Source organism: Pseudomonas sp. GW822-FHT04H02, assembly GCF_058800645.1.
In genome coordinates, this window is the sequence record NZ_JBXAMM010000002.1 from 1,170,593 (window position 1) to 1,184,572 (window position 13,980).

Below are 13,980 nucleotides of genomic sequence, written 5' to 3' on the forward strand. Positions count from 1 at the left end.
CGATGAGTCTATGGCGTACCACTCCGAACATCGAGCAACTGAACGCGATCCAGAAGAACACCATCGGCGAAGTGCTGGATATTCGCTTCGAGTCCTATGACGAGCAGTCACTGACCGCGAGCATGGTCATCGACCATCGCACCCACCAGCCCTACGGGCTGCTGCACGGCGGGGCCTCGGTGGTGCTGGCGGAAACCGTCGGCTCCATGGCCAGCTACCTGTGCATCGACGCCAGCAAGTTCTACTGCGTGGGGCTGGAGATCAATGCCAATCACCTGCGGGGCTTGCGCACCGGGCGGGTCACGGCGGTGGCCAAGGCCATTCATATCGGGCGCACCACCCATGTCTGGGACATCCGCCTGAGCAGTGATGAAGGCAAGGCCAGTTGTGTCTCGCGCCTGACCATGGCGGTGGTGCCCCTCGGGCAGAACCCGCCGGCGCAATGACGCAACGCGCCATAGGCTGAGCCTGGGTGTCAGCATTCCTGTCCGTTACGGTCATTGCCCTGGTGCAAGGGCCTGCGGACAATCGGTGTTCGTTTGGTGGATGGATAGGTCGGTATGTCGCAACAGGTGTTTTTCGCTCACGCCAATGGGTTTCCCTCCGGCACGTACGGCAAGTTGTTTGCTGCCCTGGCGCCGGAATTCGAGGTGGCTCATCTGCAGCAGCATGCCCACGACCCGCGCTTTCCGGTGGACGACAACTGGCGCAGCCTGGTGGATGAACTGATCCATCACCTGCAACAGCAGGCCCAGCCGGTCTGGGGCGTGGGGCATTCGCTGGGTGGTGTGCTGCACCTGCACGCGGCCCTGCGCTGCCCGGAGCTGTATCGGGGGGTGGTGATGCTCGATTCGCCGGTGCTGACCCGGGCCGACCAATGGGTGATCCGCGCCGCCAAGCGCCTGGGCTTCATCGACCGGCTGACTCCGGCCGGGCGCACCCTGGGGCGTCGCGAAGAGTTTGCCGACATCGAGGCCGCCCGCAGTTACTTCTCCCGCAAGACGCTGTTCCGGGCCTTCGATCCCGATTGCCTGGATGCTTACCTGCAGCACGGCCTGCAGCAGGTGGGGGATCGCTTGCGCCTGCGTTTTGACCCGGCCACGGAAATCAGCATCTACCGCGGCGTGCCTCATACCAGCCCGGGCAGTGCGCGCCAGCTCAAGGTACCGCTGGCGGTGGTGCGCGGACAGCAGAGCCGGGTGGTGATGCGCCATCACACCAGTGCCGTCGGGCGCATGCCCCTGGGCGAGTCGCTGACCATGCCCGGTGGCCACATGTTTCCCCTTGAGCGCCCCCAGGACACCGCGGCGCTGCTCAAGGAGCTGTTCACACGCTGGCAACGGAGCCCTGCATGAGCCACGCCGTCGAAGAAGTCCGCCTGAACCTGCCGCACATCGAACTGGCGGCCCATCTGTTCGGGCCCGAGGACGGTCTGCCGGTCATCGCCCTGCATGGCTGGCTGGATAACGCCAACAGCTTTGCCCGGCTGGCGCCCAAGCTCGCCGGCCTGCGCATCGTTGCCCTGGACCTGGCCGGCCACGGTCATTCCGGGCATCGCCCGGCGGGGGCCGGCTATGCCCTGTGGGACTACGTCTATGACGTGCTGCAAGCCGCCGAGCAACTGGGCTGGAAGCGCTTTGCCCTGATGGGCCATTCCCTGGGGGCGATCGTCTCGCTGGTGCTGTCGGCGGCGATGCCGGAGCGGGTCAGCCACCTGGCCCTGATCGATGGGGTGATCCCGCCGACGGCCAATGGCGAGGACGCCGCCGAGCGCCTGGGCATGGCGTTGCAGGCACAGCTGAATCTGCAGAACAAGAGCAAGCCGGTGTACGCCACCCTGGAGCGGGCCATCGAGGCGCGCATGAAGGGCCTGGTGGCGGTTAGCCGCGAGGCGGCCGAACTGCTGGCCCAGCGCGGCCTGATGCCGGTGCCCGGGGGCTATACCTGGCGCAGCGACAGCCGCCTGACCCTGGCTTCGCCGCTGCGCCTGACAGAGGAGCAGGCCATGTCCTTTGTTCAGCGGGTCGCCTGCCCGACGCAACTGGTGGTGGCGGCCGATGGCATGCTGGCCAAGCACCAGGCCTTGTTGCAGCGTCTACCCTTCAGCGTTGAGCAGTTGCCCGGCGGGCATCACCTGCACCTCAACGACGAGGCGGGTGCCAGCTTTGTCGCAGACTGTTTCAATCGGTTTTTCGCCGTTCCTTGACTTGACGGGATCAACTGTCGAGGCTGGGCGGGTTGAAATGGGAGACAACCATGATAGATCTGTACACCGCTGCGACCCCCAATGGTCACAAGGTTTCCATCCTGCTTGAGGAACTCGGCCTGCCCTATGAGGTGCACGCCTTGAGTTTCGACAAGAAGGAGCAAAAGGCCCCAGCGTTCCTGAAGATCAATCCCAATGGGCGTATTCCGGCCATCGTCGATCGCGACAATGGCGATTTTCCGGTGTTCGAGTCCGGCGCGATCCTGGTGTACCTGGCCGAACGCACTGGCCAGTTGTTGCCGGCCGATTCCAAGGGCCGTTCGCTGGTCATGCAATGGCTGATGTTCCAGATGGGCGGGGTCGGGCCCATGCAGGGCCAGGCCAATGTGTTCTTCCGCTATTTCCCGGAGAAGCTGCAGGGCGCCATCGACCGTTATCAGCACGAGACCCGGCGCCTGTACGAAGTGCTCGACAGCCGCCTGCAACAGGCCGAGTACCTGGCCGGCGACTACAGCATTGCCGACATCGCCACCTTCCCCTGGGTGCGCGGCCATGAATGGTCCGGGGTTTCGGTGCAGGGCCTGCCGGCGTTGCAACGCTGGATGGCGGCCCTGGAGGCCCGTCCTGCGGTGCAGCGAGGCTTGCAGGTTCCACAACGCAGCGACGATGCCAGCGTCGTCAAGGGCGCCCAGGCCATGCTTATCCGATGAGAGTTTCCATGCGTTCAATCAGTGTTCTGGGCCTGTCCCTGGCAAGTACCCTGGTGCTTGCCGCCGATCTGCCGGGCAGCCACGACCTGCCCCTGGTCCCCCGTCTGACCGATGCACAGATCGTCGACTACCGCCCCGAAGTGGAGCAGGAGCGCGTCTACCCCCTGGGTTCGATCCGCCGTATCAGCGGCCAGTTGCGTTTCGATGGCCAGGTCAATGCCCGCGGTAAGCTCACCGCCATCACTTACCAGTTGCCCGCCGAGCGCACATCCAACGAAGCCTTCACCCTGGCCAGGGAGGCGCTGCAAAAGCAGGGCGCCGAGCTGCTGTTCTGGTGCCAGGCCCGCGATTGCGGTGAAAGCAGCCTGTGGGCCAACGAAGTATTCGGCAACGCCAAGCTGTTTGGCGCCGATGAACAGCAGGCCTACCTGCTGCTGCGGCTGGCGGCGCCCCAGGACAACTCCCTGGTAGCCCTGTACAGCATCACCCGGGGTAACCGACGGGCCTACCTGCATGTGGAGCAGTTCGACGCCAGCGCGCCGCTGGGGGACCTGCTACCCACTTCGGCCACCCTGCTGCGCCAGCTCAAGGACACCGGCAAGCTGGACCTGCCGAAACTCGCCGAGCCCCAGCCCACCTGGCTCAACCTGCTGTCCCGCGGGCTGAACCTGGACACCACCATGCGCATCAGCCTGTCCGGCAAGCAGGCCGAAGCCTGGCGCCAGGCGCTGATTGGCCAGGGCGTGCTGGCCTCGCGGATGGAAACCGGTAACACCGACGCAGCAGGCCTGCATTTCGAACTACTGCGTTAAGCTGTTTCAGGCAGCCCGCGCTCGCGGGTTCGCCTACTCTTCACTGGTTCTTCTTGCGCGAGACATTTCATGCCCAATAACGATCGCCTGCTGGTGCAGATCCTGCTCCTGGTGTTGTTCGGTGCCAGCTTCTGGGTCATGGCGCCTTTCTGGTCAGCGCTGTTCTGGGGCGCCGTGCTGGCGTTTGCCAGCTGGCCGCTGATGCGCCTGCTGACCCGCTGGCTCAATGGCCGAGAATCCCTGGCAGCGGCCCTGCTGACCCTGGGCTGGATGGTGCTGGTGGCCGCGCCGCTGGTCTGGCTCGGCCTCAACCTGGCGGACCATGTGCGCGATGCCACGGCCTTCATCAAGGACGTGCAGGTCGACGGCCTGCCCGCCGCTCCAGAGTGGCTCGGCAACCTGCCATTGGTGGGCGAGCGCCTGGTGGGCTTGTGGAACAGCATCGACCAGCAGGGCGCGGCCCTGATGCTGGCGGTCAAACCCTATCTGGGGCAGGTGGGCAACTGGCTGCTGGCTCGCAGCGCGCAGATCGGCGGCGGCATTCTGGAACTGACCCTGAGCATCGTCTTCGTGTTTTTCTTCTACCGCGATGGCCCGCGCCTGGCGCTGTTCGTGCACAAGTTGCTGGAGCGCCTGATCGGCGAGCGCGCCGGCTACTACATCGACCTGGTGGCTGGCACCGTGCAACGGGTAGTCAACGGGGTGATCGGCACCGCGGCGGCCCAGGGCCTGCTGGCGCTGATCGGCTTCCTGATTGCCGGAGTGCCCGGGGCGCTGGTGCTGGGGATCGTCACCTTCCTGCTCAGCCTGATTCCCATGGGCCCGCCCCTGGTATGGATCCCGGCTACCGCCTGGCTGGCCTGGAAAGGCGAATATGGCATGGCGGTGTTCCTGGGGATCTGGGGCACTTTCATCATCAGCGGCGTGGACAACGTGCTCAAACCGTACCTGATCAGCCGCGGCGGCAACCTGCCGCTGGTGATCGTGCTGCTGGGAGTGTTCGGTGGCCTGATCGCCTTCGGCTTTATCGGCCTGTTCATCGGCCCGACGCTGCTGGCGGTGGCCTACAGCCTGTTGCTGGACTGGAGCGCCAGCCAGGCCCGGGCCCAGGAGCCGCGCTGAACCACCGATTGCCGCTCCCCCCGGGAGCGGCAATGGACGTCAGGCAGCGACGTTGACGCTGCCGCCGAGGCTGCTGCTGGTGTCCAACTGATACTGCTTGCTCAAGCTGGCGATCATCTTGCCCAGAGCTTCGGCGAGGTTGGCCTGCGGGTCCTGGGGGGCGCTGTCCTGGTTGCTTCCGGCCTGCAACGCGGCCTTGAGCTCATCGCTACTGATGCCGCCACTGCTGTCGCTGTCGAGAATCTTCAGCAGAGCCGAGCTGGTGTCGCTGCTGGTGGAGCTGTTGCCCGAGGCTTGCAGGGCAGTGCTCAGTTCGTCACTGCTGATGACTCCGTCGCCATCGCTGTCCAGGGCGCCGAGCAGGGCATCCGCCAGGTGGGTATCGGGGGCGCGGTCCTTGGGCGGGGGAGGGGCCATGGCGGCCATTTCATCGCTGCTCAAGCTACCGCTGCCGTCACGGTCCAGGTCGCCGAAATTCTTGCTCAGGCTGACCAGGATGCCGTTGTCGCTTTTCTGCGACAGGGCGTTTTTCAGCTCGTCCTGATCCACCGCGCCATCACCGTTGCTGTCGAGCTTGGCGAACAGCTCCTTGTGCAATTGCTGGCCACGGCTGGTGCTGCTGGAGCTGTAATAGCTCGAATAGTTGCTGCTGAGGCTATCGATCATGGGGCTCACTCCCTGCGGATGAATTGAACCGGTGGGGGGCACCGGCCCAAGCAGCCTCAGGGGGGGAGTTGTCCTGGGTATTGGCGGTTTGTACCTGCCGCCACACAAGGCGCTCAAGGCCTGGGTAGACGCAATACCGCGGTCAGGCCGCCGCCGGGGGTTTCTTCGAGGATCAGTTGGCCGCCCAGGCGCTCCGCCGCTTCACGGGCGATGGTCATGCCCAGGCCGACGCCGCCGGAGTTGCGGTTGCGCGAGCCTTCCAGGCGAAAGAATGGCTCGAACACCGCTTCACGCTTGTCGGCGGCAATCCCCGGGCCGTGGTCGATGACCCGGATCAGCAGTTGCCCGCGGTCGTCCTCCAGGGCCAGGGTTGCCTGGCCGGCGTAGCGCAGGGCGTTGTCCAGCAGGTTGTTGAGGCATGACTGCAACGCCATGGGTTGCACCAGCAGCGGCGCGCAATGGCCCTGGGCCTGAGCGTCGGCGCCCTGGTCCTGGGCGTTCTCGCACAGCGACTCCACCAGGGCCTGCACGTCCATCCATTGCTCGGCCTCGCTGGTGCGTTGTTCGTGCAGGTAGCTGAGGGTGGCGTCGAGCATCTTGATCATGTCGTCCAGGTCCTGGCGCATCTGCCCTTGCAGCTTGCTGTCCTCGATCTGCTCCAGGCGCAGTTTCAGCCTTGATAACGGGGTGCGCAGGTCGTGGGAGACGGCACCGAGCATGCGCCCGCGTTGCTGCACCTGCTCGCGGATGCGCTTCTGCATCTGGTTGAAGGTGCTGGCCGCTTGCCGGGCTTCCCTTGGGCCCACCTCTTCCAGGGGCGGGCTGTCGAGGTCTTCGCTCAAACGCTCGGCGGCGGCGCTCAGGCGCTGGATCGGCCGCGACAACAGCTTGGCGCCGTACCAGGCAGCGATGATCAGGGAGATGAACTGGAACGTCAGGGGCACCAGCGGGCCGCCGAACCAGGGCCGTGGCGGGCGCCTTGGATAAGGGGGCGGCGGCTGGCCATTGATCAACTGCGCCGAATCGGGAGGGGGCGGCGGCGGGGGCGGGCCGTAGTGGTGAAACCAGAAGAACGCCAGCAGGTGGGCGAGGACGATCGCGATCAGCAAGACGCCGAACAGGCGGCCGAACAGCGTATCGAACCGCCCGCGCATCAGCCGATGTCCCGGGCGTCGAACAGGTAGCCTTCACCGCGCACGGTCTTGATCAGTTGCGGCGACTTCGGATCGTCGCCGAGCTTTTGCCGCAGGCGCGAGACCAGCAGGTCGATGCTGCGATCAAAGGCCTCGATGGATCGGCCGCGGGCGGCGTCCAGCAATTGTTCGCGGCTCAGTACCCGGCGCGGGCGCTCGATGAACACCCAGAGCAGGCGGAACTCGGCGTTGGACAGCGGCACCACCAGGCCATCGGCGGAAATCAGTTGGCGCAGCACGCTGTTCAGGCGCCAGTTGTCGAAGCGGATATTGGCCCGCTGCTCGCTGCGATCGTCGCGCACCCGGCGCAGGATGGTCTGGATCCGGGCCACCAGTTCCCGTGGCTCGAAAGGCTTGGCCATGTAGTCGTCGGCCCCCAGCTCCAGGCCGATGATGCGATCGGTGGGCTCGCAGCGGGCGGTGAGCATGAGGATCGGGATGTCCGATTCGGTACGCAGCCAGCGGCACAGGGACAGGCCGTCTTCGCCGGGCAGCATCAGGTCCAGCACCACCACGTCGAAGTGCTCGGCCTGCAGGGCCTGGCGCATCGCCGCGCCGTCGGTGACGCCGCTGGCGTGAATGTTGAAACGCGCCAGGTAGTCGATCAGCAACTCGCGGATCGGCACGTCGTCGTCGACGATCAGGGCCCGGGTGTTCCAGCGTTTGTCGTCGCCACTGACCAATGCTTTGGCGTCTTCGTTGAGAGGGGCTGAAGTGTTCTGCATGGGTGCGGTCGTCTGCCAGGTAGGCTGCCGGCGCCTGAGGGCGACGGCGGGGTTGTGGCTTCAGCATAGGCGTCCGGCCCGGGGGCTGGAAGTGCTGTTCGAAGGTGTTGCGGCTGGCGAGGGTAGCGCCGGGGATTGTTGCCGACGTGTCGTCAGTGTATCGAGGTTGATACAAATGCCGTGGCGTGGGGGAGCGATTGCCGGGGCAATCGGCCTTCTTGCGCACCGTTGAGGAGGATTTACCTCTGATCGGGTCCCGGAGCGGCGCGGCTTGCGCTACAATCCGCGCCGATTTCGACTTGCCTGAGAGCCCCTTCATGTCCGCCTGCCAGACTCCTATCATCGTCGCCCTGGATTTCCCCACCCGTGACGCCGCACTGAAACTGGCCGATCAACTGGACCCCAAACTGTGCCGGGTCAAGGTCGGCAAGGAGCTGTTCACCAGCTGCGCCGCCGAGATTGTCGGGACCCTGCGGGACAAGGGTTTCGAAGTGTTCCTGGACCTGAAGTTCCACGATATTCCCAACACCACCGCCATGGCGGTCAAGGCCGCCGCGGAAATGGGCGTGTGGATGGTCAATGTGCACTGCTCCGGCGGCCTGCGCATGATGGCTGCCTGCCGCGAAGTGCTGGACCAGCGCAGCGGCCCCAAGCCGTTGCTGATCGGCGTCACCGTGCTTACCAGCATGGAGCGTGAAGACCTTGCCGGTATCGGCCTGGACATCGAGCCCCAGGAGCAGGTGCTGCGCCTGGCTGCCCTGGCGCAGAAAGCCGGCATGGACGGCCTGGTGTGCTCGGCCCTGGAAGCCCAGGCCCTGAAGAGCGCCCATCCGTCCCTGCAACTGGTGACCCCGGGGATTCGCCCGGCGGGCAGCGCCCAGGACGACCAGCGGCGGATCCTCACCCCGCGCCAGGCCCTGGATGCCGGCTCCGATTACCTGGTGATCGGTCGCCCCATCAGCCAGGCGGCAGATCCGGCCAAGGCCCTGGCCGACGTCGTGGCCGAACTGGCCCTGTAACACGCTTCCTCTTGTAGGAGCCGGCTTGCCGGCGATAGCGGTTTTGCGGTTGGCGGCCCTTTCCGGCCGCCGTTGCGGATCGCCGACAAGCCGGCTCCTACGGATTCAGACTTTCAGTATCAGCTTGCCGAAGTTCTCGCCGCTGAACAGCTTGCCCAGGGTTTCCGGGAAGGTTTCCAGGCCCTCGACAATGTCCTCCTTGCTCTTGAGCTGTCCCTTGGCCATCCAGCCGGCCATTTCCTGCCCGGCTTCGGCGAACTGCGCGGCATAGTCCATCACCACGAACCCCTCCATGCGCGCCCGGTTGACCAGCAGCGACAGGTAGTTGGCCGGCCCCTTGACCGCCTCCTTGTTGTTGTACTGGCTGATGGCGCCGCAGATCACCACCCGCGCCTTGACGTTCAGGCGGCTGAGCACGGCATCGAGGATGTCGCCGCCGACGTTGTCGAAATACACATCGACGCCTTTGGGGCACTCGCGCTTGAGGCCGGCGTGGACGTCTTCGTTCTTGTAGTCGATGGCGCCGTCAAAACCCAGCTCGTCGATGAGGAACCGGCACTTGTCCTGGCCGCCGGCAATCCCCACCACGCGGCAGCCCTTGATCCTGGCGATCTGCCCGGCAATGCTGCCCACCGCGCCAGCGGCCCCGGACAGCACCACGGTGTCGCCGGCCTTGGGTGCGCCCACGTCCAGCAGGGCGAAGTAGGCGGTCATGCCCGTCATGCCCAGGACTGACAGGTAGAGCGGCAGCGGGGCCAGCTTGGGGTCGACCTTGTAGAAGCCCCGGGGCTCGCCGAGGAAGTAGTCCTGCACGCCGAGTGCACCATTGACGTAGTCGCCCACCGCGAAACCGGGGTGGCTGGAGGCGATCACCTGGCCCACGCCCAGGGCGCGCATGACCTCGCCGATGGCCACCGGGGCAATGTAGGATTTGCCCTCGTTCATCCAGCCGCGCATGGCCGGGTCCAGGGACAGGTACTGGTTCTGCACCAGGATCTGCCCGGCGGCGGGCTCGCCAACTGCCACCTGCTGGTAGGTGAAGGTATCGCGGGTGGCCGGTCCGATGGGGCGTTTGGCGAGCAGGAACTGGCGATTGGTCAGGGCGGTCATGGCAGGCACTCGTGGGATGAATGAACCTTTAGTTGATAGCCCCTTGGCCTCGGTGCCGCAAGGTTTGCCGCTGCAGCGAATGGAGGCCAATCGATCGCCCTGATAAAGCCCCCGGCAGATTCATCACCAGAATGCATGAGCATCCAACCGGGCTTTTGATAGTGCTGACGCCACCAGCCCCGGCTGTGGCTAGATTGGGCCGGGTAGCTGACCCGCATTCGATCGAGGATTCCTGCAATGAACATGATGTTTTCCGGCCAGGTGGCCCTGGTGACCGGCGCGGCCAATGGTATCGGCCGGGCCACCGCCCAGGCATTTGCCGCACAAGGCTTGAAGGTGGTGGTGGCGGACCTGGACACGGCGGGGGGCGAGGGCACCGTGGCGCTGATCCGCGAGGCCGGTGGCGAGGCGCTGTTCGTGCCGTGCAACGTTACCCTGGAGGCTGATGTGCAAAGCCTCATGGCCCGCACCATCGAAGCCTATGGGCGCCTGGATTACGCCTTCAACAATGCCGGTATCGAGATCGAAAAGGGCCGCCTTGCGGAGGGCTCCATGGATGAGTTCGACGCCATCATGGGGGTCAACGTCAAAGGGGTCTGGCTGTGCATGAAGTACCAGTTGCCGCTGCTGCTGGCCCAGGGCGGTGGGGCGATCGTCAACACCGCCTCGGTGGCGGGCCTGGGCGCGGCGCCGAAGATGAGCATCTATGCGGCCTCCAAGCATGCGGTGATCGGCCTGACCAAGTCGGCGGCCATCGAATATGCGAAGAAGAAAATCCGCGTGAACGCGGTATGCCCGGCGGTGATCGACACCGACATGTTCCGCCGTGCCTACGAGGCGGACCCGAAGAAGGCCGAGTTCGCCGCGGCCATGCACCCGGTGGGGCGCATCGGCAAGGTCGAGGAGATCGCCAGTGCGGTGCTCTACCTGTGCAGCGATGGCGCGGCCTTTACCACCGGCCATGCACTGGCGGTCGACGGCGGGGCCACCGCGATCTGATGCCGATGGCCGGGGCCCGATGGAATCGACCTCCAGTGTCCTGAAAACGACCTCGGCGTAGCTTTTTGCCATTATTCCGATGTCAGAGACTTGTGCGCCGGTGCATGCCGTTGCGACCCTTCGCCAAGACAAGATGGCCCTATTGCCATTGGGGATTGGAAGGGGACTGCGCACCATGACTTCGGCCGCAAGTGGACGTTTTGCCAACCTGGGCATGGCAAAGAAACTGGGCATCGGGTTTGCCCTGGTGTTGCTCCTAACCGCTCTGGTGGCGGGGATCGGTGTCTGGTCCCTGCAGACCATCAGCCAGCGCTTCGATGGCCTCAAGCAGATGTCCCAGCTCAATAGCGGCGTGCTCAAGGTGCGGCTGCAGGAGCAGGACTACGCCCTGCATGGCGACAGCAAGACCGTGGACAGCCTGCATGAAAGCCTGGAAGGCCTGCAGGCCCTGGCCCAGCAGCTCAAGGTGCGGTCGGCGGCCAACCAGACCGCGATGGGCGATGTGGAGCTGGCGCTGGCGGACTATCGCAAGGCCTTCGACGAGTTCGTCGAGCTGACCCAGGCCAAGGACCTGGCCCTGGAAATGGCCAGTTGGTCGGTGTCCAGCGTGGCCAATAACCTGGACGTGCTGCAGGCCGGGCTGGCGGATGACGGTGCCTATACGCTCAAGGAATCCCAGGGCAAGGACGGTGCCGAATTCATCGAGCAGGCCAATCAGATCAGCCAGGTTTCACGCCTGATGCTGCAGGCCATGAATGAGGCCCGGTTGCGCCTGGATCAGAACCGCAAGGGCGGCGACCAGGAGCCCGCCGAGCAGGGCAAGATCGAGCAGGCCGATCAGGCCCTGGCCCAGGCCGAGCAGTTGAAGGCCACGGTCAAGGATGCGGGCTATCAGACGGTGCTCAACGAAGTCTCGGGGCACATCGGCAACTTCAGCGAGAAGCTCAACGAGTACACCGGGTTGCTGGCCCAGGAGAAGCAGGTCTATCAGCAGTTGCATGAGCGCGCCGCCCAGGTGATGGCGCGGGTTGATCAGGCGTACGGGGCGCAAGAGCATTCGATGCTGGGGGAACTGGACAAGAACTCCCTGCTGATCATCGGCTCCTCGGCCCTGGCGCTGTTGGTGGGGCTGTTGGCGGCCTTGAGCGTCACCCGCCTGATCGTGCGCCCGTTGCGCAGTGTGATGCACGTGGCTCAGCAGATTGCCGCCGGTGATCTGACCGCGACCGTGGAGGTGACCCGACGTGACGAGATCGGTCAGTTGATGCAGGCCATGCAGCAGATGGGCAGAGGCCTGAGCGGCATTGTCAGTGGCCTGCAGGCGGGGATCGAGCAACTGGCCAGTTCGGCTCAGTCGCTGTCCACGGTGACCGAGCAGACCAACCTGGAAGTCAGCACCCAGAAGGAAGAAACCGAGCAAGTGGCCACGGCCATGAATCAGATGACCGCCACGGTGCACGATGTGGCGCGCAATGCCGAGGAGGCCGCCCAAGCCGCCCAGGCGGCGGACGACAAGGTCGAAAGTGGCCAGCAAGTGGTGCGCCAGAGCATGCAGCGCATCGAGCAACTGGCGGATTCCGCCAGCCGTGCCAGCAGTGGTATCGAGAGCCTGAGCGCGGAAATCGACAACATCGGTAGCGTGCTGGATGTGATCAAGAGCGTGGCCGAGCAGACCAACCTGCTGGCCCTCAACGCCGCTATCGAAGCCGCCAGGGCCGGGGAGCAGGGCCGGGGGTTTGCGGTGGTGGCCGATGAAGTGCGGGCCCTGGCGAAACGCACGCAGCAGTCCACCGAAGAGATCGCCCGGTTGGTGACGGCTCTGCACGCGGCGGCCGACTCCTCGGTGCGGCAGATCCAGAGCAGTGGCGAGCTGGTGAAGCTGGCGGTCAGCGATGCCCTGCAGACCGAAAGCGCCCTGGGCAGCATTGCCGCGGCGGTGTCATTGATCCAGCAGATGAACCAGCAGATCGCCGCTGCGGCCGAGCAGCAGAGTTCGGTGGCCGAAGAGATCAACCGCAGTGTCACCAGCATTCGCGCCAGTGCCGATCAGTCGTCCCTGGCGATGCAGGGCAACGCCGCGTCGAGCATCGAGCTGGCGCAGTTGGGCGTGGAACTGAAGGGGATGGTGGGGCATTTTCGCTTGTAGCGGCGGGGAGGGCGCAGCGTTCTAAAACCCTTGCCCGGGTGTTCCGGGCAAGGGTTTTTTCTGTCAGTCGTAGATGGCTTTCTTTTTCCAGTCGGCGTCGGCTTCCACGGTCTTGAGGCCCTGGGTCAGCTGGTTGTCTTCGTCCGGGGCAGGTTCCAGGGTCGACAGCACCATGGCATTGGCCCGGGCCAGGAGTTTGTCCAGGTATTCCAGTTGCTCCTTGTAGACCGCCGGGTCCGGCTGCTTGCGCAGGTACTGCACGCCACGCTCGAAGGCCAGCCGGGCCTGGCCCGGCTGGTTCTGCTGCAGGGCGTACTGGCCCAGGTTGTTGAAGAACTCGATATGCAGCAGCACCAGGATGTGGCGGATCTCCTTGATCCAGCGCTTGGCTTCGTTGGGCTGCAGGAAACCGTCGTGGGCGGCGCGAGTGACCTGGCCGTGCATGGCCTCCAGCAGGAAGCGCACGTCCTTGGCCTTGGCTTCGGTCTGGATCGGTGCCGGTGGGTTGTTCACCGGGATCGACTCGCCCTGGCCCACCAGGGTATTGAGCTCAGCCAGGCGTGCCTTGAGGGCGCTGTCGGTTTTATCGAGGTTGAGCATGCGCTGAACGACGTTCAGCTCCAGGCGCGTCAGCAGCAGCTTGAGGGCCGGTGACATGAACTGGCCGGGGAAGGTTTCGGTGATCTCGCCGCAACGACGCAGGCGATCATTGAGTTCGACCTTGGTGCGGGCTTTTTCCAGTTTGTTGTTTTCCACCACATGGTTCATGTAGCCAATGGCGATCAATAGTGCGATCCCGGCTATTACCAGCAGGGTGATCATGAGTGGTGTCACCGTTAAAACCTCGTTATGGGATTCGCGTGCGAGTGTAGTGGCTTGGCATTTAGACGCATAGCGCCGCTCGACGAGCCGGGCATGGATTGTGCTGCTTATATAGGTGGCATTTGCCTCGGGGGATCCAAGGGTTCAAATTGCCATCACCGGCTGTGGAGGACTATAACGCCTTGTCGAGTGCCAGAATATAGGCGTCAAAGCGCGGACGGCAGAAAACCCTGAAGCGGGCCTAAAACAGCTCCGAAGTCATTGATTTAAATAAAATTATATCTGGGGGTTGACGGCCTCCCAAAGCATCCATAGAATGCGCGCCACTTTCAACGGAAAGCAAATAGCAAAACGTTGAAGGAAGTGAATGCTGTAGCGTGTCCCCTTCGTCTAGTGGCCTAGGACACCGCCCTTTCACGGCGGTAACAGGGGTTCGAGTCCCCTAGGGGA

14 protein-coding genes and 1 pseudogene are annotated in these 13,980 nt (G+C 64.6%); 10 read left to right on the top strand and 5 right to left on the bottom strand.

All coding sequences use genetic code 11. From position 1 onward, the window contains the following. Nucleotides 1-2 precede the first annotated feature (2 nt). The 6 genes from AC1RMG_RS12190 to AC1RMG_RS12215 all read left to right on the top strand — a co-directional run bounded on the left by AC1RMG_RS12190 (nt 3) and on the right by AC1RMG_RS12215 (nt 4,850). On the top strand, nt 3-446 hold the full coding sequence (locus tag AC1RMG_RS12190) for a hotdog fold thioesterase (RefSeq protein WP_011060075.1): 444 nt from the start codon (nt 3-5) through the stop codon (nt 444-446). A 114-nt stretch (nt 447-560) separates the two neighbouring features. Next, nucleotides 561-1,355: an alpha/beta fold hydrolase gene (locus tag AC1RMG_RS12195; RefSeq protein ID WP_011060076.1), complete on the top strand. Its 795-nt coding sequence runs from the start codon at nt 561-563 to the stop codon at nt 1,353-1,355. Further along, a complete protein-coding gene (locus tag AC1RMG_RS12200) occupies nt 1,352-2,206 on the top strand; it encodes an alpha/beta hydrolase (protein WP_152686045.1) in 855 nt (284 codons plus the stop codon). The genes AC1RMG_RS12195 and AC1RMG_RS12200 overlap by 4 nt, the downstream gene beginning before the upstream one ends. Before the next feature lie 50 nt (nt 2,207-2,256). Next, complete coding sequence (locus tag AC1RMG_RS12205) at nt 2,257-2,916, top strand: glutathione S-transferase family protein (protein ID WP_194237966.1); 660 nt, start codon at nt 2,257-2,259, stop codon at nt 2,914-2,916. A gap of 8 nt (nt 2,917-2,924) precedes the next feature. Continuing rightward, nucleotides 2,925-3,728: a DUF4892 domain-containing protein gene (locus AC1RMG_RS12210; RefSeq protein WP_172621741.1), complete on the top strand. Its 804-nt coding sequence runs from the start codon at nt 2,925-2,927 to the stop codon at nt 3,726-3,728. A 69-nt stretch (nt 3,729-3,797) separates the two neighbouring features. Then, nucleotides 3,798-4,850, top strand: coding sequence for an AI-2E family transporter (locus AC1RMG_RS12215; protein WP_011060080.1), 1,053 nt, complete (start codon nt 3,798-3,800; stop codon nt 4,848-4,850). Between the two features lie 39 nt (nt 4,851-4,889). Here AC1RMG_RS12215 and xopAW read toward each other — a convergent pair whose 3' ends face one another. The 3 genes from xopAW to AC1RMG_RS12230 form a co-directional block, all read right to left on the bottom strand. Then, the gene (gene xopAW / locus AC1RMG_RS12220) at nt 4,890-5,516 is read right to left on the bottom strand and encodes a XopAW family type III secretion system calcium-binding effector (protein WP_493169292.1); all 627 of its coding nucleotides are present in this window, start codon (nt 5,514-5,516) and stop codon (nt 4,890-4,892) included. Nucleotides 5,517-5,629: 113 nt separating this feature from the next. Next, on the bottom strand, nt 5,630-6,670 hold the full coding sequence (locus AC1RMG_RS12225) for a sensor histidine kinase (protein ID WP_019095148.1): 1,041 nt from the start codon (nt 6,668-6,670) through the stop codon (nt 5,630-5,632). Continuing rightward, a complete protein-coding gene (locus tag AC1RMG_RS12230; protein WP_011060083.1) occupies nt 6,670-7,434 on the bottom strand; it encodes a response regulator in 765 nt (254 codons plus the stop codon). The genes AC1RMG_RS12225 and AC1RMG_RS12230 overlap by 1 nt, the downstream gene beginning before the upstream one ends. Before the next feature lie 317 nt (nt 7,435-7,751). On the opposite strand from AC1RMG_RS12230, the gene pyrF reads away from it, so the two are divergent. Then, nucleotides 7,752-8,453 carry an orotidine-5'-phosphate decarboxylase gene (gene pyrF / locus AC1RMG_RS12235; protein ID WP_011060084.1) on the top strand — a complete coding sequence of 234 codons (702 nt, stop codon included), beginning with the start codon at nt 7,752-7,754 and terminating at the stop codon, nt 8,451-8,453. Between the two features lie 105 nt (nt 8,454-8,558). Here the strand turns inward: pyrF and AC1RMG_RS12240 are convergent, their stop codons facing one another. Next, nucleotides 8,559-9,563, bottom strand: a complete 1,005-nt coding sequence (locus tag AC1RMG_RS12240) for an NADP-dependent oxidoreductase (RefSeq protein WP_493169294.1) — start codon at nt 9,561-9,563, stop codon at nt 8,559-8,561. Between the two features lie 237 nt (nt 9,564-9,800). On the opposite strand from AC1RMG_RS12240, the gene AC1RMG_RS12245 reads away from it, so the two are divergent. The 3 genes and pseudogenes from AC1RMG_RS12245 (at nt 9,801) to AC1RMG_RS12255 (ending at nt 12,708) form a co-directional block, all read left to right on the top strand. Continuing rightward, nucleotides 9,801-10,562, top strand: a complete 762-nt coding sequence (locus AC1RMG_RS12245) for an SDR family oxidoreductase (RefSeq protein WP_368994299.1) — start codon at nt 9,801-9,803, stop codon at nt 10,560-10,562. 1,060 nt (nt 10,563-11,622) lie between these two features. After that, nucleotides 11,623-11,847, top strand: a pseudogene (locus AC1RMG_RS12250) (HAMP domain-containing protein); the annotation flags it as partial. After that, complete coding sequence (locus AC1RMG_RS12255) at nt 11,845-12,708, top strand: methyl-accepting chemotaxis protein (protein ID WP_493169307.1); 864 nt, start codon at nt 11,845-11,847, stop codon at nt 12,706-12,708. The pseudogene AC1RMG_RS12250 and the gene AC1RMG_RS12255, both read left to right, overlap by 3 nt. Nucleotides 12,709-12,771: 63 nt before the next feature. Here AC1RMG_RS12255 and AC1RMG_RS12260 read toward each other — a convergent pair whose 3' ends face one another. Next, nucleotides 12,772-13,530, bottom strand: a complete 759-nt coding sequence (locus AC1RMG_RS12260) for a hypothetical protein (RefSeq protein ID WP_015634689.1) — start codon at nt 13,528-13,530, stop codon at nt 12,772-12,774. Nucleotides 13,531-13,980: the final 450 nt, after the last annotated feature.